The organism is Pseudomonas simiae, assembly GCF_000934565.1.
In the GTDB taxonomy this organism is placed as follows: Bacteria; Pseudomonadota; Gammaproteobacteria; order Pseudomonadales; family Pseudomonadaceae; genus Aquipseudomonas; species Aquipseudomonas simiae.
This window is the reverse complement of the sequence record NZ_CP010896.1, coordinates 1,643,060-1,667,496: the sequence shown is the minus strand read 5'-3', so window position 1 is coordinate 1,667,496 and position 24,437 is coordinate 1,643,060. Positions and strand designations below refer to the sequence as shown.

Genomic DNA, 24,437 nt, shown 5'->3' with positions numbered 1-24,437 from the left:
TGTCCGTTATTTTGCCTTGTCGTCACGGCCGCGCAGCACCCGATTCGGCATCGCAATCGCCGCCGCCAACCCCAACAGGGATACCGCCGCACTCACCATCAACAAATGCCGGAACGTCACCGCCAACTCCCCGCGCAAGGCATCCTGCGCCGGGCCAGGGGCGGCATTGAGGCCGTCGAGCAGCACGTTACCGGAACTGCCCTCGGCCACCCGCGCGCCGCTGGCCAGGTGAGCAAAACTGGAATCCTGCAACAGCGCCAGCAACAGTGCCGACATGCACGCCACCCCGACTGCCCCGCCCAGGGAACGGAACAAGTTGGTGGTGCTGGTGGCGACGCCGATGTCGCGCTGTTCCACCGAGTTTTGCGTGCCGACCAGCGAAGTCGGAAACTGCATGCCGGCCGCGATCCCACACAGCAGCATGAACACGGCCGTCAGCCCCACTGCCTGGGGCGCGCTCAGGGCCATGCCGAGGATCGCAAACGGGCTCAGCAATGCACCGCTGAGGATCATCGGTTTATAGCGCCCGGTCACCGAGGTCATGCGCCCGGCAAAATAGGCACCCATTGGCAGGCCCATGGCCAATGGCAGCAAGTGCAGGGCCGCGCTGTCCGCGCCGGAGCCGGTCACCGTCTGATAACGCAGCGGCATCAACACCGTCAGGGAAATCGCCTGGAAGCTGGTGAAAAAGATCGTACACCAGCACAACACCGCACTGCGGTTGGCGAACAAATGCATCGGCAACAACGGCTCCCGCGCCCGGCGCTCGTGCCAGACAAACACCGTCAACGCCACCAGAGCAATCATCAACAGCCCCAGCACTTCGTCGTCACGCCAATGATGACCCTGACCGATTTCGGTGATACCCAACAGCAAGGCGGTCAAGCCGATGATCATCAGAACAGTGCCGAGGTAATCGATGATCGGCTTGCGCTGCGGCACCGGCAGCCCCACCAGCGTGCGATGGGCCACGTACCAGGCGCCGGCGCCCAAGGGCAGGTTGATCAGGAACACCCAGCGCCACGACAGGTACTCGGTCATGTAGCCGCCGAGCACCGGCCCGGCTACGCTGGCGACCGCGTACATGCTGCTGAAATAGCCCTGGTAGCGGCCACGCTCACGGGGCGCGATGATGTCGCCGATGATCGCCTGGCTCACCGAGATCATGCCGCCGGCGCCGATGCCCTGGAGGATCCGCGCCAGCACCAGTTGCTCCATGCTTTGCGCCATGCCGCAGAACAGCGAGGCCAGGGTGAACAGGCCCATGCCGATCAGCATCATCGGCCGCCGCCCGTACAGGTCGCCGAGCTTGCCGTAGATCGGCACCGCCACGGTCATCGCCACCATGTAGCCCGAGATGACCCAGGCCAGCAGGTTGACGTCGTGGAACTGCGCGGAAATAGCAGGCATGGACACGGCGACAATGGTCTGGTCCAAAGCCCCCAGGAAGATCGCCATCATCAGTGAGGCGAGGATGCTGCGCACAGCGGGCAGTGGCGGAGCAGGCTGATTGAGGTGCGTCACGGCAAGACCTTCGAGCAGGGCCCGCGGGAAAAGGCGGCCCACGGGAATGCTCGATACGATAGCAGGCTATTCGATAGCTTCGTAAGGAAGTCCGACGTAATTTTCTGCGATGGTTTTGCGACCTGCCTCGGAGTGGATGAAGTACTCAAGCTCACTCTCGGCGATGCGCTGGGTGAAACCGTCGGCCTCGGGAAACTGATGCAACATCGAGGTCATCCACCAGGAAAACCGTTCGGCCTTCCACACCCGCCGCAGGCAGATGGCGGAATAACGCTCCAGCAGATCCACGCGCCCTTCGCCGTAGACCTTGAGCAGAATCCGGTACAGCGTACTCACATCACTGGCCGCCAGGTTCAAACCCTTGGCCCCGGTGGGCGGCACGATATGCGCCGCGTCGCCGAGCAGGAACAGGCGTCCGTACTGCATCGGCTCCACAACAAAACTGCGCAACGGCGCGATGCTTTTTTCGATCGACGGGCCCGTCACCAACTGTTCGGCGAGATGGCTGGGCAGGCGGGTTTTCAGTTCGTCCCAGAAGCGTGCGTCGGACCATTCGTCAATCGGTTCCTCCACCGGCACTTGCAGGTAATAGCGACTGCGCGTCGGCGAACGCATGCTGCACAGCGCAAAACCGCGCGAGTGCTTGGCGTACACCAATTCAGCGTGTACCGGTGGGGTGTCGGCGAGGATGCCCAGCCAACCGAAGGGATAGACCCGTTCGAAGACCTTGAGCGATTCAGCCGGGATCGACTGGCGCGCAACGCCGTGGTAACCGTCGCAACCGGCGATGTAGTCACACTCCAGGCGAAAGGCTTCGCCCTGATGTTCGAAGGTCAGCCAGGGTCGATCACTTTTGAGGCCGTGGGGCTGCACGTTGCGCGCTTCATACAGGGTGGTGGCGCCTGCGGCGGTACGGGCGGCCATCAGGTCGCGGGTGACTTCGGTCTGGCCGTAGATCATCACCGACTGGCCGCCGGTCAAGCCCTTGAGGTCGATGTGCGTCAGTTGGTCGTTCAGTGCCAACTCAAAACCGTCATGCACCAGGCCTTCGCTGTCCATGCGCCGGCTGACGCCCGCCTGCCGCAGCAGGTCGACCATGCCTTGTTCCAGCACCCCGGCACGGATGCGGCCTTGCACGTAATCGGCGCTCTGGCGCTCTAGGATAAGGGTTTCGATCCCCGCTTCATGGAGCAGTTGACCGAGCAGCAATCCGGAAGGACCGGCGCCGATAATGGCGACTTGGGTTTTCAGCGTTTTCATTATTTTTATGGCCCGCAATTTCCACCCGAACGGATCGGGTGAAAGAGTTGTCATTGGTCTTGTTGCTGACATTTTTCACTTGAGTGAGCGGCATAAGAAGGTGAAAACTGAGCCAAAGCCTGCGCTTTTTGCCAATCGGGGCGATTACCGCACCACTCTGCCGAGTATCGGGTTGAAACCATGACCAAAACCGCAATTCCGGTCTTCAAGCTTTACGGGGAACACCAGCAATGGCCCACCCCCGATTTGTTGCACTGCGAAACCATTTCCCGGCGCAGTCGGGAATACCAGTGGGAAATCCAACCCCACCGGCACGCGGATCTTTGCCAATTGCTGTACGTGCACAAAGGCCAGGCACAGTTGGAAATCGAAGGTCAGCGCACCACGCTGAATGAGGCGACCTTGCAGGTATTGCCGCCACTGTGTGTACACGGCTTCCGCTTTCCCGAAGACGTTGAAGGCTACGTAGTGACACTGTCGGCGCCGTTGGTCAGCCACCTGCAAGCACAGCTGGGCACAACGGTGGATGGTTTGCAGACACTCGGCAGCTACCCGGCAGGTAAAGACAGTGATTACCTCAATAGCCTGTTCGCCCGCTTGCAGGACGAATACGCCGATGAACAACCGGCACGGGACATGATGATGCACGCGTTGGTCAGCGTGTTGCTGGTGTGGATCAGCCGCCAGGCCATCCAGCGTCGTCACCCGCGGGCGCCGAGGGGGCGTGAATACTTCCGGCGTTTTACCCAGTTGGTCGAGCAGCATTACCGCGAACACCCGAAGATCGAAGACCTGGCCCACAAACTGGGGATCTCGGTCTCACACTTGAACGGGACGTGCCGGGAGTTGGGTGGGCAACCTGCGCTGCAGATCATGCATGACCGCCAATTGCTGGAAGCCAAGCGCCTGCTGACTTACACCAGCATGACCATCAATGAAATGTCAGAGGTGCTGGGCTTTTCCGATCCGACCAACTTCTCTCGGCTGTTTCGCCGACGGGTCGGGTTCTCGCCCAAGGCGTTTCGCGAACAGCTGAAGGCCGAAGCGCCACACAGCTAAGGTTGGAAACCGATATCTGTGGAAACTCTACACAGCCTCACTGCTAGCGCAAGGCACTGAAACTGCCGGTACGCGGAACGCATTGATCCTGATGGCAGCTGATCGCAAAGGTCGGCTGCATACGGGTCTGCTCCACGCGGTAGGCGGCGGCCCCGTAGAGTGCGCTGGCAAGGGCGCACAGGCTGAAAATCATCAGGTACTTCCTGGTTTTAATGCTCATGGCACAGACCTCTGCGGATCTACAGGGTGCTGTCTAAAGCATAGGTCAACCCCGCCGAGTTGCCATTATCGGGCGACATTCAACAGGGTTATGTCGAGCTAAAGACCCACATCCCACGCCGGTTCCTCCGGGAACCGCAGCACCAGGAAATCCAACAGGCTGCGCAACGCCGAGGGCATGTGCTTGCGCGAGGCGTACACCGCGTAGATGTTCATCTGCCGCGGCTCGGCCTCGGGCAACAAGCGCACCAGTTCGCCACGACGGATGTAATCGCCCGCCTGGTAAGTGGGCAACATCGATACCCCAGCCCCGGCCAACGTCACACGCAACAGCGTGCTGGCCTCGTTGGAGGTGATATTGCCGTTGATCGGCACCGAGACATGCTCGCCCCGCTCTTCGAAATGCCACAGGCTTTTACCGAAATAGGAATGGGTGAGGCAATTGTGCGCGGCCAGGTCTTCGACTTTCTGCGGGGCCGGATGCGAAAGCAGGTAGGCCGGCGAAGCACACACCACTGAGCGGCACACCGTCAGGCGCCGGGCAATCAAGTTGGGATCCAGGTCATTGCTGGTACGGATGGCCAGGTCGATGCGCTCATCCACCAGGTTCACCGTACGATCGAGCATCTGCAGGTCGACTGTCACCAGCGGGTAGCGCTTGACGTACTCGGCAATGGCCTCAGCCAATTGCGCCTGGCCGAAAGACGTACTCACACTCAGACGCAGCAGGCCACGGGGGGCGTCGTCGGGCTCGCTGACGGCGGCCTGCATATCGCCGCACAGTTCCAGCAATTGCCGACAGCGTGGCAGGGTTTCACTGCCGGCCGCCGTGAGGCTGAGCTTGCGCGTGGTGCGGTGCAGCAAACGTGCACCGACCCAGTCTTCCAACTCGGCCAGGTAACGCGACACTACCGGCCGTGACAGGTCCAGATGATCGGCTGCAGCGGACTGGCTGCCCAAGTCCACCACGGTGACAAACACACGCATTGCTTGAAGACGATCCATGATCTGCCCGATTTCAGAAACAAACTATGTCCCAGCATCGCATTTTTAGTCTGGTTTTGTGCAACTAAGCTCTGTGCATCCTTTAACGATGCTGGAGCTGCCCGATGTTCTCAACCTTCAAGCGCTTGACCCTGGCCACCGCCGCCCTGGCCTTCGCCGCCCATGCGGCAGCGGCCGACCTGAGTCTGGACGTGTACAACCCAGGCGAAGCCGCGATCTTCCCGGTCAGCTCGGTGCTGGTCAGCGGTGCCAAAGACGCGATCCTGGTGGACGCCCAATTCGGCAAAGGTCAGGCCGAGCAACTGGTGCAGAAGATCCGCGCCAGCGGCAAACACCTGACCACTATCTACATCAGCCATGGCGACCCGGACTACTACTTCGGCCTCGACACGCTCACCGCTGCCTTCCCTGACGCCAAGGTGCTGGCCCCGCAACCGGTGGTCGACCACATCAAGGCCACCGTGGCCGGCAAGCTTGAGTTCTGGGGCCCGAAAATGGGCGCCGACAAGCCCGCCAAAACCATCGTGCCGCAGGCACTCGAAGGCTCCAGCCTGAGCCTGGAAGGCCAACAGCTTGAGGTGATCGGCCTGGAGGGCCCGCAGCCAGACCGCAGCTTTGTCTGGATCCCGTCGATCAAGGCCGTGGTCGGTGGTGTGGTTGTCGCCGAAAACATTCACCTGTGGATGGCCGACACCCAGAGCGCGCAGTCCCACAAAGATTGGCTCGCCACCCTGCAACGCATCGAACAGCTGAAGCCGCGCACGGTGGTGCCAGGCCATTACCTGGGCACGCCGACACTCGCTTCCGTGGCCTTTACCGCCGACTACATCAAAGCCTTCGACACCGAGACCGCCAAGGCCAAGGATTCTGCCGCCCTGATCGCGGCCATGAAAAAGCGTTACCCCACCCTCGCCGACGAAAGCTCGCTGGAACTGAGCGCCAAAGTCGCCAAGGGCGAAATGAAGTGGTGAAGGGTGTTTAAACCCCAACGTACTGGAGAACGTCATGAGCAAGATTGCAATCATTGGTGCCACCGGCCGTGCCGGTAGCCAACTGCTGGAGGAAGCCCTGCGCCGCGGGCATAGCGTTGTGTCGATCGCACGTCACACCGACACGCTGGCGGAGCGCCCTGGCGTGATCGCCAAGCAAGTGGATGCGCTGGATGCACACGCCCTGCAGCAGGCCGTGAGCGGCAGCGATGTGGTGATCAGTGCAGCGCACTTCGCCACCCTGCCCGCCAGCGCCGTGATCGGGCCGGTGAAGAAAGCCGGGGTGAAACGCCTGCTGGTGGTGGGCGGTGCCGGGTCACTGTTGCTGCCGGGTGGCGGTCGGGTGATCGACAGCGAAGGTTTCCCGGCTGAGTACAAAGCCGAAGCCAGTGCGGGGGCTGCGTTTCTCGATGCGCTGCGTCAGGAGAAGGAACTGGATTGGACCTTCCTGTCGCCGTCGGCGGAGTTCGTTGAGACCGAACGCACCGGCACCTTCCGTCTGGGCCAGGATGAACTGCTGGTGAGCAGTGAAGGCCGCAGTTGGATCAGCTTTGCCGACTATGCCATCGCCTTGATCGACGAAGTGGAATCGCCAAAGCACTCCCGCCAGCGTTTCACCGTGGGCTACTGACTCAACGCGGTTTAAAACGGTGGGAGCTGGTTTGCCTGCTCCCACCGTTTGATCTTCAGTGTTGCGAGAGTTGCGCTTGGCTGACCAACCAATCCATCAGGGCTTCAAGCCCGGCGGAAGGCTTCGTCCCCGGCGGATACACCAGGTAATACCCCATCCCCGTCGGCACCCGCAGTTCAAACGGCATCACCAACCGCCCCGCCTTCACATCCTCGCCAATCAACGCACTGTCGCCAATCGCCACACCGGAACCCTGGGACGCCACCGTCATCGCCAGGTCCAGCGTTTCAAAATGATGCCCCTGGCTCAGATTGCCCAGCCGTGTATTCGCCGCCTTCAGCCACAACGCCCAGTCGCGTTCATCCCGCGTGGGGTGCAGCAAGACCTGTTGCTGCAAATCTGCCGGTGTGCACACGCCATTGAGCAGTGCCGGGGCGCACACCGGCGTGAGCTGTTCATCGAACAGATGCCGCGCCTCGGCCGATTGCTCGGCGATGGGCGCATAGATCACCGCCGCATCGAATTGTTCGCGGCGAAAGTCCACCGTGTAGGCCACGGTCGTGGTGAGTTCCACCGGCACGTCCGGGCGTTCCTTCTGCCAATGCATAAGGCGTGGCAGTAGCCAGCGCATCACACACGTGGAAGCCTTGAGTTGCAGGGTCTGGCGGCGACTGCCGATCTGCTCCACCGCCTCGCCGAGCAGGTCAAACACCTGCTGTGCGCGCAGTGACCACTCGCGCCCCTCTTCGGTCAGCCTCAAGCCCCGCGCCTGGCGTTGGAACAGTGCGTAGCCCAGATGGCCTTCCAGCCCCGCGATCTGCCGGCTCACCGCGCCTTGGGTGATGTGCAACTGCTCGGCGGCGCGGGTGAAGTTGCAGCACTGGGCCGTGACCCAGAAGGTGTGCAGCGCGGGCAGTGGCGGGAGGCGTTTCATAGGAACGGAGCCATGACGTGAGGACATGGCTAGTATGACTTTTTATCGATTGTTGCCGCTACGGCCCAGCCGGTCCAATAACGCCTTACCTCAACAATAAGAGCGACATGTATGGCGACCTGCGGCGAAGTATTGGTCAAGCTCCTGGAAGGCTACGGCGTGGACCAGGTGTTTGGCATCCCCGGCGTGCACACCGTGGAGCTGTACCGCGGCCTGGCCCGCTCCAGCATCCGTCACGTCACCCCGCGCCACGAACAGGGCGCCGGCTTCATGGCCGACGGTTATGCACGCACCCGCGGCAAACCCGGCGTGTGCTTCATCATCACCGGCCCCGGCATGACCAATATCACCACCGCCATGGGCCAGGCCTACGCCGACTCGATCCCAATGCTGGTGATTTCCAGCGTGCAGTCGCGCAGCCAATTGGGTGGCGGACGCGGCAAGTTGCATGAGTTGCCGAACCAGAGCGCGATGATGGCCGGCGTGGCGGCGTTCTCCCATACCCTGATGTCAGCGGCGCAATTGCCGGGCGTGTTGGCGCGGGCGTTTGCGTTGTTCCAGGCCGGACGGCCGCGCCCGGTGCACATCGAAATCCCGCTGGATGTGCTGGTAGAAAATGCCGACGCACTGCTGGGCAGTGAACCGGTCAGCGTGGCCCGAGCCGGTGCGGCGCCTTCAGCGGTCAAGCACATGAGCCAGCTGCTCGCGGCGGCCAAGAAACCCTTGATCCTGGCCGGTGGTGGCGCCATCGACGCCGCCCCGGAACTGACCCGACTGGCCGAGGTACTCGGCGCGCCGGTGGCCCTGACCATCAACGCCAAAGGCCTGCTGCCCTCCAGCCATCCGCTGCTGATCGGCTCGACCCAGACCCTGGTGGCCACCCGCGCGTTGGTGGCCGAAGCGGACGTGGTATTGGCCATCGGTACCGAGCTGGCGGAAACCGACTACGACGTGACCTTCGCCGGTGGTTTCGAGATCCCCGGCGCCCTGTTGCGCGTCGACATCGACCCCGACCAGACCGTGCGCAACTACCCGCCGCAAGTAGCACTGGTGGCCGATGCGCAAATCGCCGCGCAAGCGCTGTTGACCGAGTTGGGCAGCGAACCCTTGCCAGCGCGTAACAGCGCGTGGGGCGCTCAACGTGTCGCCCACTTGTGGGCTGAACTGACACCCACCTGGGACACCGCCACCCGCGCGCAAACCCTGTTCCTCAACACCGTCCTGGAAACGCTGCCCAATGCCGTACTGGTCGGCGACTCCACCCAGCCGGTGTACAGCGGCAACCTGACCCTGAACCTCGATCACCCGCGCCGCTGGTTCAACGCGTCCACCGGCTACGGCACCTTGGGCTACGCCCTGCCCGCCGCCATCGGCGCCTGGCTGGGGCGTGGCGATGGGCAGCCAGTGGTGTGCCTGATCGGCGACGGCGGCCTGCAATTCACCCTGCCGGAACTGGCCAGTGCCGTGGAGGCGCGCACGCCGGTGATCGTGTTGCTGTGGAATAACCACGGCTATGAAGAGATCAAGAAATACATGGTCAACCGCGCCATCGAGCCGGTCGGCGTGGACATCTACACGCCGGACTTTATCGGTGCGGCCAAGGCACTGGGTTGCGCCGCCGAAAGCATTCAAGGTGTTGAGTCGCTACGCGTGGCATTACGCGCCGCATCTGATCGCCAAGGGCCGACGTTGATTGAAATCAACCAGGGGCTGTGGATGAAGGCGGTGACGGTATGAACGCGGTATTGAACGGTGTGTATATCAATGGGGCATGGCGTGCCGGGCATGCCTCGCTTGAGGTGATCAACCCCGCGACTGAGGCCGTCCTGGCCCATGTCAGTATTGGCGACGCGAACGCGGTGTCTGAGGCGGTCGAGGCCGCCAGCGCCGCCTTCAGCGCCTGGTCGAAAAGCACCGGCCGCGATCGCGCCGCGCTGTTACGCACGATCGCCCAAGGCGTGGGCGAGCAGCGCGAACACCTGATGCACCTGCAGTCGAGCAATAACGGCAAACCGCTGTTTGAAGCCGCGATTGATGTGGACGATGTGATCGCCACCTTCGACTACTACGCCAGCGTGGCCGAGGCGATGGATGCCAGCCAGGATCGCCCGGTGGAGCTGCCCAGCACTGACTTCAGCGCCCGCCTGCGCCGTGAGCCATGCGGCGTGGTGGGGCTGATCGTGCCGTGGAATTTCCCGATGGTGACCACTGCCTGGAAACTCGCCCCGGCGCTGGCGGCCGGCTGCTGCGTGGTGCTCAAGCCTTCGGAAGTCACGCCGTTGGCGGAGTTGCAACTGGCGCGGATCATTGCCGAGGCCGGCTTGCCGACCGGGGTATTCAACCTGGTGTGCGGCACGGGCCTGGACGTCGGCGCGCCGCTGGCGGCGGATCGCCGCGTGGCGAAGATTTCCTTCACGGGCAGCAACGCCGTCGGCGTGCAGGTGATGCAGCGCGCCGCCGAAACCATCAAGGGTGTGAGCCTGGAACTGGGCGGCAAATCCTCCCTGCTGGTGTTGGCCGATGCCGACCTCGACCTGGCGGTGGAGCTGGCCTGCGGCGGTGGCTTCTTCAACGCAGGGCAGATGTGTTCGGCCACCAGTCGTGTGTTGGTAGCCGACAGCCTGGCGGATGAGTTCCTTCGACGTCTGCAGGCGCGGGCCGAAGGCATTCGCGTGGCTGACCCCTTTGCCGATGACGTGGAAATGGGCGCGCTGATCAACCGCGTGCACTATCAACGTGTGCGGGGGCATATCCAGCGCGGCGTTGAAGATGGCGCACGCCTGCTGTGCGGCGGCGACCGCCCGGTGGATCTGCCGAAAGGTTTTTTCATTCGCCCGACCGTGTTCACCGACGTACCGCTGGACAGCGCGTTGTGGAACGAAGAGATCTTTGGCCCGGTGCTCTGCGTACGACGTTTTACCTGCGAAGCCGAGGCCATCGCCTTGGCCAACGACAGCGATTTCGGCCTGGTGGCGAGTGTGGTCAGCGCCAGCACGGAAACCGCCGAGCGTGTGGCGAATGCCTTGCAGGCCGGGCTGGTGTGGATCAATGCGCCGCAAGTCATCTTCCCGCACACCGCGTGGGGCGGCTACAAGCAGAGCAGCATTGGTCGCGAGTTGGGGCCGTGGGGCCTGGCAGCGTTTCAGGAGATCAAGCACGTGATCAGGTCCAACTAACACCGAAGATCCCCTCTGGGAGCGGGCTTGTTCGCGAAGCGGTGCGTCAGTCGATGAATGCATTGGCTGAATCACCGCTTTCGAGAGCAAGCCCGCTTTTTGATCAGCGGTGAATCCGTCACCTGCAATTTTTCAATAGCCTCTGCGACTTTCTCATTTGCCCCCTCCTCCCACCCATGGCCTGATTCCCCCTTGTTCTTTCAAGGCCGTCCCATGGAAACCGTTCAAACAAAACCCATTACCGCCGCCTGGCTGATGATCAGCGTCGTACTGGTCGCCCTTAACCTACGCCCGTCGATGGCCGCTGTCGGCCCCCTGTTGTCCTCGATTCGCGGCGACGTGCCATTAAGTTTCAGCAGCGCAGCCCTACTCACCATGTTGCCGGTGATGGCCATGGGCTTGGCGATGTTCTTTGGCATGGGCCTGGCCAAGCGCTTTGGCGAGCACCGCAGCATCGGGGTGTCGCTGGTGGTAATTGGCGTGGCGACGTTGTCGCGGCTGTTCCTGGATTCGGCGCTGGAGTTGATTGTCAGCGCCGTCGCCGCCGGCGTGGGGATCGCGATGATCCAGGCGCTGATGCCGGCGCTGATCAAGTCGCGGTTCAGTGACAACGTCTCGCTGTTCATGGGCCTTTACGTCACCGCAATCATGGGGGGCGCAGCGCTGGCGGCATCGTTTGCACCGTTCGTGCAGGTGCAGACCGGCAGCTGGCGCATCGGCCTGGCGATTTGGGCCGTGCTGGCACTGTTGGCCTTGGTGTTTTGGTACGCCCAGCGCTCAGCGTTGCCGCCACTGCCCCAAGCCGGCGCCGGACCTCAAGCATCATTTTTTGGTAACGGGCGCGCGTGGTTGCTGGCGGTGTTTTTCGGCCTCGGCACCGCGTCCTACACCTGCGTTCTCGCCTGGCTGGCGCCCTACTACGTGGAGCAAGGGTGGAGCGAGCAAAACGCCGGCTTGCTGCTGGGTTTCCTGACGGCCATGGAAGTCGTGTCCGGTCTGGTCACCCCCGCCATCGCCAACCGTCGCCAGGATAAACGCGGCGTGGTGGCGGTGCTGCTGGTGCTGATCATCCTCGGTTTCTGCGGCCTGATTCTGAGCCCGCAACACCTGAGCCTGCTGTGGCCTTGCCTGCTCGGCCTGGGCATCGGCGGCTTGTTCCCGATGAGCCTGATCCTGTCCCTCGACCACCTGGACAACCCGCGCCGCGCCGGTGGCCTCACCGCGTTTGTGCAGGGCATCGGCTACTTGATTGCCGGGGTGTCGCCACTGATCGCCGGGATCATTCGTGACCAACTGGGCAGCTTCGAATGGGCCTGGTGGTCGCTGACGGCGGTAATCGGGCTGATGCTGTTGATCGTCACGCGTTTCAACCCAAGGCATTACGCGCGACATATCCGTTGAGGTCGTGTTGCAAACAATATTTGTCTCACCCCAAACATAGAAACGTCCTACAGAGCATTCTATTGGCACGCTCGTTCCGTTAAGCTTTTATGCTGTCTTGTACTGAGTTCGGTACAACGGGTTTACGGACGAAACCGATGTTAAACAGTAACTTGCTCAGAAAGCTCGATATGCAGGACTTGATGGTGTTTATCGCCGTCTATGACCAGAGCAGCGTTACCGAGGTGTCTGAAACGCTGTTTGTCAGCCAGTCCACCGTGAGCTACAGCCTGAAGAAGCTGCGTACCAGTTTTGAAGACGAGCTGTTTATCAACACGCGGGCCGGCATGCGGCCGACGTACAAGGCCACCACCATGTACGGCCATGTGCAGAAAATCCTCGAAAGCATCAACCTGTGCCACGCCGGTGGCCAGGCCTTCGATCCGACGCAGAAGGCCGTGACCTTTAACGTGTGCGCACCGGAATATTTCGAGCAATTGATCCTGCCGCGCCTGCTGAAGAACTTCGATCACGCCGACCTGCCGGTGATCGTCAATGTGCAAAAGCTGGAAACCGACATCCCCGCCGACGCCTTGCGTGAAGGTCGCCTCGACCTGGTGATCTGCTTCGGCCCCAACTTCCACCGTGCCCACAAAGACTTCCGCACCCAGATGCTGCTGGAAGACGACCTGGTGTGCGTATTCGACAAACGCTCGGCACCGCGGGAGCCGGCCTTCAGCCTGCATTCCTTCGTTGAACGACGCCACGTGTTTCCCACGCCGTGGACCTCCGATACCAACATGATCGACGGCTGGCTCGCGCGTCAGGCCCACAAGCGCCAAGTGATCGCCCGCGCCAACAGCTACAGCGCGGCGCTGAAAATGATCACGGGCACCGACTTCATCGTCACACTGCCCCGTCGTGTGCAAAAACTGTTGGCACCGGCCACAGTGTTCGGCCATTGCGAAGCGCCGAACGGCTTGCCGGGGTTCACGCTGGAAATGCAGTGGAACGAAACCAGTGAACAGGACAGTGCCAATACCTGGTTCAGGGAACAGGTGGTCAAAGTCTGCGCGGATCAGGGTTTACTTTGAAGCGTGCGGTGGGTCAGCCGATGGCGACTTTGCTGTAGGAATCGCGATCCATGTCTACCAACTGGACACTCAGTTGAACCTGCACACCTTCCGGCCAATCGCCCAGATCCTGCAGTGCCGCCAGCAGGCTTTGCGACAGCTGCTGCTTGACCTGCGGCGACCGCCCGCTGAGCAGCGATAGCTTCACCGCGATAAAACCGCGTGGGTCGAGGGACGTGCCCACTTGGAACGTCTCGACCTTGACTGCACGGCTTTTGATATCGAACTCGGAACCGAACTGGCCGGACCCCATCAGCACATTGTTGAGCCGCAACAGGGTTTTCTCGACGGCAAGGCCGGTCAGGTTGGCGGTGTATTCCAGGTGCAGGTGTGGCATGGAGGGCTCCGAGTTTTTTGTAGGAAGATACCTAGATATACCACGGAGTCAGGCCTTGGTCGCCAAACCTCGATCACTCATGAACGCTTCCAGTCGCGAGCGTACCCAACGCTCGGCAGGGTCGGTGTCCACATGGCTGAGCCAGACCATGGACAAATCCAGGGTCGGCGTCTCGAACGGGAACGGCTCACAGAACAGGTGGCCCGACACGGCCATGGCCTCGGCGGTGTAGTCCGGCAAGCTGGCGATCAGGTCGGTGCCGGCGAGCAAAGCCGGCAATGCACTGTATTGCGGCACCGACAACACCACCTGACGCTTGCGGCCGATTTCCGCCAGCCACTCATCGGCGAACCCCGCCACGTTGGCGGTGTGGGACACCAGCACATGAGGGCGTGAGCAATATTCATCGAGGGTCAGCGGTGTTTCCGAGGCATCGGCACGCAAGATGCGCGGGCGGATATGGCGCAGCAGCTTGCGCTTGGCGTTCGCCGGCAGGCCACGGGTCTGGGTGATGCCCACGGTGATATCACCGGAGGCCAGCAGGTCGGGAATGCGCCAGTAGTCCACATGTTGCACCACGAACACGACTTGCGGCGCTTCCTGGCGCAGCGAGCGCAGCAGCGGCGGTAACAGGCCGAACTCGACGTCATCGGACAGGCCGATGCGAAAGGTCATGGTGCTGATGGACGGGTCGAAGTCGTGGGTCAGGCTCAGGGCCGAGGACAACGAATCCAGCGCCGGCGACAGATGCTGGATGATTTCCTCGGCCCGCGCCGTGGGCTCCATGCGGTGGCCGACGCGAATGAACAGCGGGTCGTTGAACAACGTGCGCAAACGATTGAGGGCCGAACTGATGGTCGGCTGGCCGAGAAACAGCTTCTCCGCCACACGCGTCACGTTGCGCTCCAGCATCAGCGCTTCGAACACCACCATCAGGTTGATGTCGGCCTTGCGTAATTCATTGCGATTCATCGGCGCCTGCCCATTTCCCAAGACAAGCCGCAGTGTAGAAAGCCCCGTAGCCGGCGTCTACGTGTAGGACGCTTCGCTGGCCTGTGCGCCACGCTCAGGCTCATGCCCCATGCGCAAACGCAATGCCGCCAGCGCTGCGACCACCAACACCAGCGCAATCACTTTCAAGCCATTCATCGCGTTGCCGGTGCTTTGCTCGATCACCCCCATCACCGAGGGCCCGACAAACCCACCGAGCAGTCCGCACGCGTTGACGAAACCCAGCCCGCCCGCCAGCGCAACGCCTTTGAGGCGTGAAGCCGGGTACAGAAAAATGATCGACTGCACCACGAAGAACATCACCGCCGACAGGCAAAACCCGAGCAGGCTGAACACCGGCCCCGACACCGACGCAATGCCCAGGCCCAAGGCCATGGTCAATAACCCCGTGACCAACAACCGCCGGCAACGTCCGGGCGTGGTGGCAAAACGCGGAATCAGCAAGGCACCGAGTGCCGCCGCGATCCACGGCAACGAGGTCAGCAGGCCGACGCTCATGGTGCTCAGTTCGCCGTATTTGCTGATAATGCTCGGCAGGAAAAAGATCACGGTATAGATAGTGATCTGGTGACAGAAGTACACAAAGATCGCCAGCAGGATTTGCGGGGTCAGCCAGTTTTTCAACGAGTGACCGCCCTCGCCCGCGCCCTCCTCGGTTTCCTGGGCGATGCGCTGTTCGATCCCGCGTGCTTCCTCGGCCGACAGCCACGGCGCCTTGCTCGGGCGGTCCGGCAGTTTGCGCCAGACCACCCAGGCAAACGCCACCGCCGGCAAGCCTTCCAGCATGAACATCCACTGCCAGCCGTGCCAGCCAAGCATCCCGTCCATGCGCATCAAGGCCGCGCCCACCGGGCCGCCGATGATGTTGGCGAAGCACACGCCGAGCAGGAAATAACCGGTGGCGCGCGCCCGTTGTTCACGGTTGAACCAGTAGGTCAGGTAGAGCATGACACCCGGAAACAAGCCGGCCTCGGCAATGCCCAACAACAGGCGCAGCACGTAGAACGAGGTCTCGCCTTGTACAAAGGCCATGGCCGCTGAAATCAGGCCCCAGGTCACCATGATCCGCGCGATCCAGAACCGTGCGCCCACCTTGTGCATGATCAGGTTGCTGGGGATTTCCGACAGCGCATAGGTCAGGAAAAACAGCCCCGCGCCCAAGCCATACGCTGCGGCGGAAATGCCCAGGTCGACGTCCAGGTGATGCTTGGCCAGGGCGATGTTGGTGCGGTCCAGAAAGCTGAGGATGTAGGCAATGATCAGCAAGGGCATCAGCTTGACGAACATCAGTTTGTTCAACGCCTGCGGTGTACGGGCGGAGGGGGTGGTAGTCATCGGCAATTCCTCTTGGCGCCCCGCCAGCCGGGCTGGGGGACGCATCGATGTTGTTCTAGGAGTCGAGTTGCACAACCAAGGCCTGGGGGCGATGGGAAAACAGTTGCAGCAGCGCGCCGCCCAGGGCGCAGCCGGCCATCACAAAGAAACACACGGTGTAGCCGTGCAGCGTGGTCCAGCCGCCGCCCATGGCGATCAGGCTGCCCATCAGCACGGGCGCCAGGCCGCCCCCGATGAACATTGCGGTGGTGATGATGCCGTTGGCGGTCGACGTTGCCGACGGTTCGGCGGAGTCACAGGCCACTGCGTAGTAGATCGGCCACACCGCATTGGCCACCAGGCCGAACAGCAGTTGCACGACCACGATCAATGTCAGGGTGTTGGCGAAATAGAACGCGCCCACACTCGCCGCCATCCATAGCCCGCAGATGATCAGGGTGGTGCGTCGGCCGATGATGTCCGACAGCGACGGCCACACCAGTTGCCCGAGAATGCCGGTGAGGGTGAACACCACACTCATCCCCGCCGACTCGGCCAGGGACAGCCCGGCGATGTTGTACAGGTAGGCCGGCAGCACGATGTTGACGCCCATGTACACCACTTGGGTAAGCATCGTATTACCGGCCGTAAGGGCGATATTGCGGTTGCGCAAGGTGGCGACGAAGGTCCGCCAGGCTTCACCCTTTACCGAACTGGCCGGGGCGTTGTCCGGTGGGGTCATGCCTTTGGCGGCGATGTCGACGTACAGCGCGGAGATGCGTTCAGCGGTGGAATAACGCGCCCAGAAGATCATCAGCGGCAACGCCACCACGAAGGCGAAGAAGAACACATAGCGCCAGTTCTCCTCACCGAACACGGTGATGACGAAACTCGCAACAATCCCGCTGAGCATCGCGCCGATCGGATAACCGGTGTGGTGCGCACCCAAGGCAAACCCGCGACGCTCCACCGGCCACCATTCGGCGGTATTGCTCACCCCTACCGGTTCGCCCCAGCCGGCGCCGAGGTTGACGCCGACGCGCAGGGCAATGAAGGTGGCGAGGTTGCCGCTCAAGGCCTTGAAGCCGGACAAAAACGAAATGGCGGTGTAGCCCAGCACCAACGGCACCTGAAAGCGCGCACGTTTCCAGCCGCCACCGTATCGGTCGCTCCACATCGAACCGGGGATATCCAGCAGCGCCAGGGCCAGCATGACCACCGTGGCCACGGTACCCCACTGGTCGGCGGATAAATCGAAATGCTTGGAGATGGTCGGCCCCAGGCGCAACACGATCTCACGGTCGTAGGCGTTAAGGATCCAGATCATCCAGCAGACCAGCAGCGATACCCAGGAATGCCGGTGAATGCTGCGCAGCGACGCTTTTTTTATAGTTGCCATGGGCCTCTCCAGGCGCGCGAGGGCGCGCACTGACACAAGGTTGCGAAGGAATATGCCTTGTCACACACACGCGCTAGCTGGCGAACCGTCGCTCGGCTATTCCTTGCACGCCCAACCCGGTAATGGCGAACAGCGCTCCGCGCTGCTGGCCGTCTGCCGGAAAACGCGGCAACGGCGGCTTGGCCATGGAAGTCACAAACAGGGTGTCCAGATTCGGCCCGCCAAAAGTCAGGCTGGTGACCTTTTTCACCGGCATCTGGATGATGCGGTCGACAAAACCTTCTGGGGTATAGCGCACCAGCTTCCCGGCATAGACCAACGCCTGCCATAGGCAGCCTTCGGCATCCACGGTGCAACCATCGGCGGCGCCCCCGCCGCGGGTATCGACCTTGGCGAAGGTGCGGCGGTTGCTCACGTTGCCGGTGGCGAGGTCGTAGTCGTAGGCCCAGATCTCGCCGGACCAGGTGTCGCAGAAGTAGAAGGTGTCACCCGACGGGCTCCAGCACGGGCCGTTGGACACGATGATGCCTTCGTCCAGGGTGTGCAGGCTCAGGTCGGCGTCCAGGCGGTAAAGCTTGGCGCTGGCGTTGTCTTCCTGGGTGTCCATGGAGCCGAAGATAAAGCGGCCCTGGCGGTCGACCTTGCCGTCGTTGAGGCGGTTGTCTGGCAGATGCGGTTCCGGATCAGCGATCAGGTTGAGTTCACCGCTCTTGAGGTCGAGTGTGTGCACGCCGTTTTGCAGGGCGACAATGGCCGACTCACCGTCCTGGCGCAGGGCCATGGAGCCGATTTTCTGGCCCACCTCCCAGGCGCGCAGTTCGCGGCCGTCGTCGGTGCAGCGCAGGATGCGGCCGTCGGCGCTGTCGATCCAATACAAGCGTTGTTGCTCGACGTCCCACACCGGGCCTTCGCCCAGGGTGGTCTTGACGTCGACAAGCACTTCGATACGCATGGTGTGATCCCCTTATTGTTGTTGTGCGGGATGCAGGCCGCGCCTTGACGCGGCGGTTAGTCGGGTTAGAAATTGACCTGGTCGCGCCCTTTGAGCCCGAGGATTTCCCGCGCTTCATCCGGCGTGGCGACGCGGTGCCCCAGCGCTTCGATCACCGTACGAATGCGCCGGACCTGATCGGCATTCGACGCCGCCAGTTTGCCCGGGCCATCCCACAGCGAATCCTCAAGCCCCACTCGCGCGTTGCTGCCCATGGACAGGCCCATGGTCGCCAGCGGAATCTGCCCACGCCCGGCGCCGAGGATCGACCACACGTAGTCGCTGCCAAACAGACGGTCGGCGGTACGGCGCATGTGCGCCAGGTCTTCCGGGTGCCCGCCGATACCGCCGCGCAGGCCGAACACCGACTGGATGAACAGCGGTGGCTTGAGCAGGCCGCGCTCCAGAAAATGCGCGGCGGTGTAGAGGTGGCCGATGTCGTAGCACTCAATCTCAAAACGGGTGCGGTTTTCGGCGCAGGCATTGAGGATGTGGGTGATGTCGCGGAAGGTGTTGCGGAAGATTCGGTCGTCACTCTCTTCCAGGTACGGCCGCTCCCAATCGTGCTTGAAGTCGGTGAAGCGGTTGAGCATTTCGTACAGGCCGAAGTTCATCGAGCCCATGTTCAGCGAGGCCAATTCCGGCTTGAACTGCATCACCGGCTGCAGGCGCTCTTCCACCCCCATGGTCGGCGCACCGCCGGTGGTGATGTTGATTACCACGTCGCTGGCGGCCTTGATCTGCGGCAGGAATTCGGCGAACAGTGCCGGGTCCTGGCTGGGGCGACCGTCGTTGGGATCACGGGCATGCAGGTGCACAATCGCGGCGCCGGCTTCAGCGGCACCGATGGCGGCGTCGGCAATTTCCTGGGCGGTGATCGGCAGATGCGGCGACATCGACGGCGTATGAATCGCACCGGTAACGGCGCAGGTAATGATGACAGGACGATTTTTGGACATGACGAATCTCCGACTTTTATTCTTATGAAAAAAATCCTGGGTATTGCGCGATGTGGTCTTGCGTGGCTTACAGGTACTCGACGTTACCGTCGACGCTGATCGCCTGGCCGGTCACGTTGCGTGCGGCGGGCGAACAGAGGAACAAGGCCATGGCTGCCACGTCTTCGGCGGTGACCATGCGCTTGAGGGAAATCTTGTTGAGGTATTCCTGGCGCATCTCGGCTTCGGGCACGCCGACCTGTTCGGCACGCGCACGGATCACGCCGTCCATACGCGGGCCTTCGACGATGCCGGGCAGCAAGGCGTTGACGCGGATATCGCTCTCGCCCAGCTCCGAAGCCAGGGATTTCATCAAGCCGACGATCGCCCATTTGGTTGCCGCATAGGGCGTGCGCCACGCGTAACCCAAGCGCCCCGCCACCGAGGCGATATGCAGCAGATGGCCGTGGGACGATTCCTTGAGCATCGGCACTGCGTGGTGGGCAAACCGGTATTGCGCGGTGAGATTGATGTTGATAGTGGCTTGCCACTCGGCGTCGCTGATCGCATCGATCCCGCCGGTGGGCCCGGCGATCCCGGCGTTGTTGACCAACACATCGAGGCCACCGAAATGCTCGCGCTGCACCTTGAACACCGCCTCGATCTGCGCGGCGTCGCTGACATCGGCGCGGGTGGCGACGGTGCCTGGGTATTTGTCGCGAAACACCGCCAGGGCCGACTCGCTCACATCACACACATGCACCTGGGCACCGGCTTCCAGATACGCCGCCGCCAGCACTTCACCAATGCCGGCAGCCCCGCCGGAAATCAACACACGTAACCCAGGATAGGGCTGCAGCCGTTGTAGGACACTCATGCACGTTTACCTCCTGAAACAGACGACCGCGAACGGTCGTTCTTGACGAGCAGGCGCGCGAGGGAGTCGGCGGCCTGCATGATGTCATCGGTCACCGCTGCGCGCGCGCCCCCGCCATCGCGGGCAGCCAGGGCTTCGACGATGCGCGTGTGCGCCTCCATCGAGCGTTGCAGGTGAGCTTTATCCGGGGCGACCAGCGCAAAGCACGGGCCCATGTGCAGCCAGAAGTTTTCCACGGCGGCCATGGTCAACTCGGCCTGGGCCACCGCGTAGATGCGCCGGTGAAAGGCAAAGTTGGTCCACAGGTAGCGGGACACGTCGACTTCGTCGGCGGCGTGCTGCATTTGCTGGCACAGGTCAGTGATTTCATCGAGGTCGGCCTTTTGCAGGAGCAGCACGGCTTTTTCCGCCAGCAGCCCTTCGAGGGCGACCCGGGCATCGCGAATTTCCCGCAGGCGTTCGACCGTCATCAAGCGGACGCGCAGACGGGAGGTCTCGGTGACTTCAAAAGCGTTTTCGGCGCTGAGGCGCTGCAGGGCTTCACGCACCGGCATGGGACTGGAACCGAGGGCTTCGGCAAGGCCGCGGATGGTGAGCTTCTGGCCGGGTTGGAAACGGCCACTCATCAAGGCTTCGCGGATCTGGCGGTAGACCTGGTCTTGCAAGGTATCGCGGGACACCTGGCGCAGGGTGGGCAGGAGAAGCGGACCATCTGTCATGAGGCAAAACCTGTGTTGTCGTTCTTATGGCCTCAATATGTGATCACAAATCAAATATGTCAAATATTTTCCCACCCCGATAGCGCACATCACAACTGTGGGAGCGGGCTTGCTCGCGAAAGCGGTGGGCCCGCCAACACATTGGTTGACTGACGCACAGCGTTCGCCAGCAAGCCCGCTCCCACAGTTTGACCCTATCTAACCTGGGACTACGGCTTGAGTGGACGCTCCTGATCCCGCTCGGAAAGCTCTGTCCCATCATCGGGATGTTTCCAGGTCTGCGGTTTTTCTTCCTCCCGCTGCCGGGTCTGCTCACGCTCCCGCTCATCCCGTTGCTTCTGTTGGTCAGTCATCGCCACCTCCCGTCCGTAAGACTTGGTCAAACCTTCAGCATAGAACAGCGAATGCTGTTGTTGATTTATTACCGATTGATAGCAATGGCACATCAATGCATCCAAATTTGTCACTTATCATTTCTAAATGTGTCAGCCACTATTCTCGGTCTTAGGCGAAACAAGCACTTTAAAAAGAACGCTGGAGACACAAAACCATGACTAGCCCTACCCGACCCGACTCTGCCCGCTCGAAAGTGGGTGCGGTATTCCGCGTTACTTCGGGCAACTTCCTCGAACAATTCGACTTCTTCCTGTTCGGTTTTTACGCCACCTACATCGCTGCCGCATTCTTCCCTGCCGCTAATGAGTTTGCGTCATTAATGATGACCTTCGCCGTGTTCGGTGCAGGCTTCCTGATGCGTCCGTTGGGCGCGATCATCCTGGGGGCCTACATCGATGACGTCGGTCGCCGCAAAGGGTTGATCGTGACGCTGTCGATCATGGCCAGCGGCACGCTGCTGATCGTGCTGGTCCCCAGCTATCACACCATCGGCCTGTGGGCGCCGTTGCTGGTGCTGCTCGGTCGCCTGTTGCAAGGCTTCTCGGCCGGCGCTGAACTGGGCGGTGTGTCGGTGTACCTGTCCGAAATGGCTACGCCCGGCCGCAAAGGCTTCTACACCAGCTGGCAATCGGGCAGCCAACAGATCTCCATCGTGGTCGCCGCCGCGCTGGGTTATGGCCTGAACGTGTGGATGGAACCCGCCGTGGTAGCGGATTGGGGCTGGCGCATTCCGTTCGCCATCGGCTGCGTGATCATTCCGTTCATCTTCATCCTGCGTCGCAGCCTGCAGGAAACCGAAGAGTTCGCCAACCGCAAGCATCGCCCGACCATGCGCGAAGTGCTGGCGACCCTGGTGAAGAACTGGACCGTGGTGATTGGCGGCATGCTGATGGTGGCCATGACCACTACCGCGTTCTACCTGATCACGGTGTATGCGCCGACCTTCGGCAAGACCGTGCTGCAATTGAGCACGTCCGACGCTCTGTTAGTGACCCTGCTGGTGGCAGTGTCGAACTTTATCTGGCTGCCGATCGGTGGCACCCTCAGCGACCGTTTCGGCCGCAAGCCGGTGCTGATCGCCATGACCGTGCTGACGGTTCTGACCGCTTATCCAGCGCTGTCCTACGTGGTAAATGCACCGAGCTTTGCCCATATGCTGGAAACCCTGCTGTGGTTCTCCTTCCTCTACGGCCTGTACAACGGCGCAATGATCCCGGCGCTTACCGAAATCATGCCGGTGGAAGTGCGCGTGGCGGGTTTCTCCCTGGCCTACAGCCTGGCCACCGCGATTTTCGGTGGTTTTACCCCGGCGATCTCTACCTGGTTCATCCACATCACCGAAGACAAAGCCTCGCCGGCCTACTGGATGATGTTCGCCGCAGCGTGTGCGCTGTGCTCGACGCTGGCGCTGTATCGTCGCGCCAATGCTCGCGGACAAGTCATGCAGGGGGCGGCGCAATGAAGACGTTGTATAAAACCCTATCGGCGCTGGCCCTTGGCGTCCTGTCGCTGTCGGTCCAGGCCGAACAGCTCAAGGTGATGACCTCCGGTGGCTTCACCGCCGCGTATAAAGTGCTCGGCCCGCAGTACGCCAAGCAAAGCGGCGACAGCCTCGAAACCATTTTGGGTCCGTCCATGGGCAAGGCGCCGGAAGCGATTCCCAACCGCCTGGCCCGTGGCGAACACGCCGACGTGGTGATCATGGTCGGTTACGCCCTGGATGAGCTGATCAAACAAGGTAAGGTCGACCCGGCCTCCCGTGTGGAACTGGCGGACTCGCGTATCGGCCTGGTGGTGAAGGCCGGCGCGGTCAAACCTGCGATCGGTACTGACGCCGAGCTGAAAGCCGTGCTGAGCAAGGCCAAATCCGTGGCTTACTCGGACAGCGCCAGCGGTGTGTATGTCGAGAAGGAGCTGTTCAAGAAGCTCGGCATGCCGGCCAAAGGCACCATGATCGAACGCCTGCCGGTGGCCGAGCAGGTGGCCAAGGGCGACTACGAGGTGGGCTTGCAGCAGGTCGCGGAACTGTTGCCGGTGCCGGGTGTGACCTACGTCGGCAAGATTCCGGAAGACGTGCAATCGGTGACGCGCTTCGCGGCGGGCATTCCGCTCAACGCCGAACACCCGGAGCAGGCCAAGGCGTTGTTGCAGTATCTGGCGTCGCCCCAGGCGCAACCGGTGGTACAAGCCACCGGCCTGGACTCGGTGTCACCCTGACCGAAACGGCATCTCCCGCACCAACCGCTCCAACTCCAGCGCCGCTGGCGGCAAGGTCCGCCCGCGGCGTTTGATCAACCCCACATTGCGCATCACCTGAGGCTCCACCAGCGGCACACTCACCAGAATCGGGTGCTCGACCGCCGGCATCGCAATCGACGGCACCATCGCCACCCCCAGCCCCGCCTCCACCAGCCCGATCATGGTGGTCACGTGGTGCGTCTCGCAGATACTCGGCTTTTTCACCCGTACGCCGCGCAAGGCCTGATCGAGCAGGAAGCGGTTGCCGGAGGTCTTGTCCACGGTGATGTAGTCGTGTTCATAGGCCTCGGACCAGGGCACGCTGTCGCGCTGTGCCAGTGGGTGATCGCGGCGACAGGCCAGCACGTAGCGCTCCTGCAGCAGCAGTTCGAACTCCACGTCATCGGCCAGGCTGCCGCTGAAACTCACACCGAAATCCGCCTCGCCACTTTCTACGGCATTGCACACTTCACCGGCACTGGCGTCCAGCACCCGCAGGCGAATCTTTGGATACAGCTTGTGGAATTCGGAGATCACGTGGGGCATGAAGTAGTACGCCGTCGACGGCACGCAAGCGATGGTGACATTGCCCATGCGTGTGGACGCGACATTGCTGATGCCCATGAGCGCGAGATCGAGATCGTCGAGCATGCGCTCGACCTTAGGCAGGAAGGCACGGCCGACCATGGTCAGGCTGACGCGCCGCGTGGTGCGTTCGAACAGCTTCACATCCAGGGCGGTCTCAAGCTTTTCGATACGCCGGCTGAGGGCCGGCTGCGAAATCCGGATGGCTTCGGCGGCACCGCGAAAACTGCCCTTGTCTACCACGGCGCGAAAGGCTTGGAGGTCGTTGAGGTCGAAGTTGATGATCACGGGAGGGCCAATGTGGTCGAGGTAGCGGGCATTA

24 protein-coding genes are annotated in these 24,437 nt (G+C 62.0%); 9 read left to right on the top strand and 15 right to left on the bottom strand.

The features are described from left to right. Positions 1-6: 6 nt before the first annotated feature. On the bottom strand, positions 7-1,524 hold the full coding sequence (locus PF1751_RS07550) for an MDR family MFS transporter (RefSeq protein ID WP_044288111.1): 1,518 nt from the start codon (positions 1,522-1,524) through the stop codon (positions 7-9). A gap of 66 nt (positions 1,525-1,590) precedes the next feature. Next, positions 1,591-2,775 (bottom strand): 4-hydroxybenzoate 3-monooxygenase, encoded by a 1,185-nt coding sequence (pobA, locus tag PF1751_RS07545; protein WP_175439680.1) that lies wholly within the window; start codon positions 2,773-2,775, stop codon positions 1,591-1,593. A 189-nt stretch (positions 2,776-2,964) separates the two neighbouring features. Here pobA and PF1751_RS07540 point away from each other — a divergent pair, with 189 nt between their 5' ends. Continuing rightward, positions 2,965-3,843, top strand: coding sequence for a helix-turn-helix domain-containing protein (locus PF1751_RS07540; protein WP_010212151.1), 879 nt, complete (start codon positions 2,965-2,967; stop codon positions 3,841-3,843). A 43-nt stretch (positions 3,844-3,886) separates the two neighbouring features. Here the strand turns inward: PF1751_RS07540 and PF1751_RS29205 are convergent, their stop codons facing one another. After that, positions 3,887-4,063, bottom strand: a complete 177-nt coding sequence (locus tag PF1751_RS29205) for a hypothetical protein (protein WP_021491014.1) — start codon at positions 4,061-4,063, stop codon at positions 3,887-3,889. Between the two features lie 98 nt (positions 4,064-4,161). Beyond that, complete coding sequence (locus tag PF1751_RS07535; protein ID WP_010212155.1) at positions 4,162-5,067, bottom strand: LysR family transcriptional regulator; 906 nt, start codon at positions 5,065-5,067, stop codon at positions 4,162-4,164. A gap of 104 nt (positions 5,068-5,171) precedes the next feature. Between PF1751_RS07535 and PF1751_RS07530 the strand changes: the two genes are divergently transcribed. Both PF1751_RS07530 and PF1751_RS07525 read left to right on the top strand, forming a co-directional pair. Continuing rightward, entirely contained in the window at positions 5,172-6,038 is an 867-nt protein-coding gene (locus tag PF1751_RS07530; RefSeq protein ID WP_010212157.1) for an MBL fold metallo-hydrolase, read from the top strand. A 34-nt stretch (positions 6,039-6,072) separates the two neighbouring features. Next, on the top strand, positions 6,073-6,687 hold the full coding sequence (locus tag PF1751_RS07525) for an NAD(P)-dependent oxidoreductase (protein ID WP_021491016.1): 615 nt from the start codon (positions 6,073-6,075) through the stop codon (positions 6,685-6,687). Positions 6,688-6,742: 55 nt separating this feature from the next. Here PF1751_RS07525 and PF1751_RS07520 read toward each other — a convergent pair whose 3' ends face one another. Next, complete coding sequence (locus tag PF1751_RS07520) at positions 6,743-7,621, bottom strand: LysR substrate-binding domain-containing protein (RefSeq protein ID WP_042570720.1); 879 nt, start codon at positions 7,619-7,621, stop codon at positions 6,743-6,745. Positions 7,622-7,732: 111 nt separating this feature from the next. Between PF1751_RS07520 and PF1751_RS07515 the strand changes: the two genes are divergently transcribed. From PF1751_RS07515 to PF1751_RS07500, 4 genes are all read left to right on the top strand, one after another. Continuing rightward, a complete protein-coding gene (locus PF1751_RS07515; protein WP_044286823.1) occupies positions 7,733-9,358 on the top strand; it encodes a 5-guanidino-2-oxopentanoate decarboxylase in 1,626 nt (541 codons plus the stop codon). Further along, on the top strand, positions 9,355-10,797 hold the full coding sequence (locus PF1751_RS07510; protein WP_044286822.1) for an aldehyde dehydrogenase family protein: 1,443 nt from the start codon (positions 9,355-9,357) through the stop codon (positions 10,795-10,797). Before PF1751_RS07515 ends, PF1751_RS07510 begins: the two co-directional genes overlap by 4 nt. Positions 10,798-11,010: 213 nt before the next feature. Beyond that, entirely contained in the window at positions 11,011-12,198 is a 1,188-nt protein-coding gene (locus tag PF1751_RS07505) for a cyanate transporter (RefSeq protein ID WP_044286821.1), read from the top strand. Positions 12,199-12,335: 137 nt separating this feature from the next. Further along, positions 12,336-13,271: a LysR family transcriptional regulator gene (locus PF1751_RS07500; protein WP_021491021.1), complete on the top strand. Its 936-nt coding sequence runs from the start codon at positions 12,336-12,338 to the stop codon at positions 13,269-13,271. A 13-nt stretch (positions 13,272-13,284) separates the two neighbouring features. Here the strand turns inward: PF1751_RS07500 and PF1751_RS07495 are convergent, their stop codons facing one another. From PF1751_RS07495 to PF1751_RS29200, 9 genes are all read right to left on the bottom strand, one after another. Continuing rightward, positions 13,285-13,647 carry a 5-carboxymethyl-2-hydroxymuconate Delta-isomerase gene (locus PF1751_RS07495; RefSeq protein WP_010212167.1) on the bottom strand — a complete coding sequence of 121 codons (363 nt, stop codon included), beginning with the start codon at positions 13,645-13,647 and terminating at the stop codon, positions 13,285-13,287. 48 nt (positions 13,648-13,695) lie between these two features. Further along, positions 13,696-14,619, bottom strand: a complete 924-nt coding sequence (locus tag PF1751_RS07490; RefSeq protein ID WP_010212169.1) for a LysR substrate-binding domain-containing protein — start codon at positions 14,617-14,619, stop codon at positions 13,696-13,698. 57 nt (positions 14,620-14,676) lie between these two features. Further along, entirely contained in the window at positions 14,677-15,993 is a 1,317-nt protein-coding gene (locus PF1751_RS07485; RefSeq protein WP_010212170.1) for an MFS transporter, read from the bottom strand. A 55-nt stretch (positions 15,994-16,048) separates the two neighbouring features. Further along, a complete protein-coding gene (locus PF1751_RS07480; protein WP_044286820.1) occupies positions 16,049-17,371 on the bottom strand; it encodes an MFS transporter in 1,323 nt (440 codons plus the stop codon). 73 nt (positions 17,372-17,444) lie between these two features. Then, positions 17,445-18,323 (bottom strand): SMP-30/gluconolactonase/LRE family protein, encoded by an 879-nt coding sequence (locus tag PF1751_RS07475; protein WP_042570717.1) that lies wholly within the window; start codon positions 18,321-18,323, stop codon positions 17,445-17,447. A 65-nt stretch (positions 18,324-18,388) separates the two neighbouring features. Continuing rightward, positions 18,389-19,321, bottom strand: coding sequence for a 3,5-dioxohexanoate:acetyl-CoA acetone transferase (kce, locus tag PF1751_RS07470; RefSeq protein ID WP_010212174.1), 933 nt, complete (start codon positions 19,319-19,321; stop codon positions 18,389-18,391). A 67-nt stretch (positions 19,322-19,388) separates the two neighbouring features. Next, entirely contained in the window at positions 19,389-20,177 is a 789-nt protein-coding gene (locus tag PF1751_RS07465) for an SDR family oxidoreductase (RefSeq protein WP_010212176.1), read from the bottom strand. Continuing rightward, entirely contained in the window at positions 20,174-20,896 is a 723-nt protein-coding gene (locus tag PF1751_RS07460) for a GntR family transcriptional regulator (RefSeq protein WP_010212177.1), read from the bottom strand. The genes PF1751_RS07465 and PF1751_RS07460 overlap by 4 nt, the downstream gene beginning before the upstream one ends. A gap of 209 nt (positions 20,897-21,105) precedes the next feature. Then, the gene (locus PF1751_RS29200) at positions 21,106-21,249 is read right to left on the bottom strand and encodes a hypothetical protein (protein ID WP_010212178.1); all 144 of its coding nucleotides are present in this window, start codon (positions 21,247-21,249) and stop codon (positions 21,106-21,108) included. A gap of 197 nt (positions 21,250-21,446) precedes the next feature. Here PF1751_RS29200 and tcuC point away from each other — a divergent pair, with 197 nt between their 5' ends. Both tcuC and PF1751_RS07445 read left to right on the top strand, forming a co-directional pair. Further along, positions 21,447-22,754, top strand: coding sequence for an MFS transporter (tcuC, locus tag PF1751_RS07450; RefSeq protein ID WP_038452843.1), 1,308 nt, complete (start codon positions 21,447-21,449; stop codon positions 22,752-22,754). Next, positions 22,751-23,509, top strand: coding sequence for a substrate-binding domain-containing protein (locus tag PF1751_RS07445; protein WP_042570716.1), 759 nt, complete (start codon positions 22,751-22,753; stop codon positions 23,507-23,509). Before tcuC ends, PF1751_RS07445 begins: the two co-directional genes overlap by 4 nt. Here the strand turns inward: PF1751_RS07445 and PF1751_RS07440 are convergent. Continuing rightward, complete coding sequence (locus PF1751_RS07440) at positions 23,501-24,403, bottom strand: LysR family transcriptional regulator (protein ID WP_010212183.1); 903 nt, start codon at positions 24,401-24,403, stop codon at positions 23,501-23,503. The two genes, PF1751_RS07445 and PF1751_RS07440, sit on opposite strands and share 9 nt — an antisense overlap. Positions 24,404-24,437 lie beyond the last annotated feature (34 nt).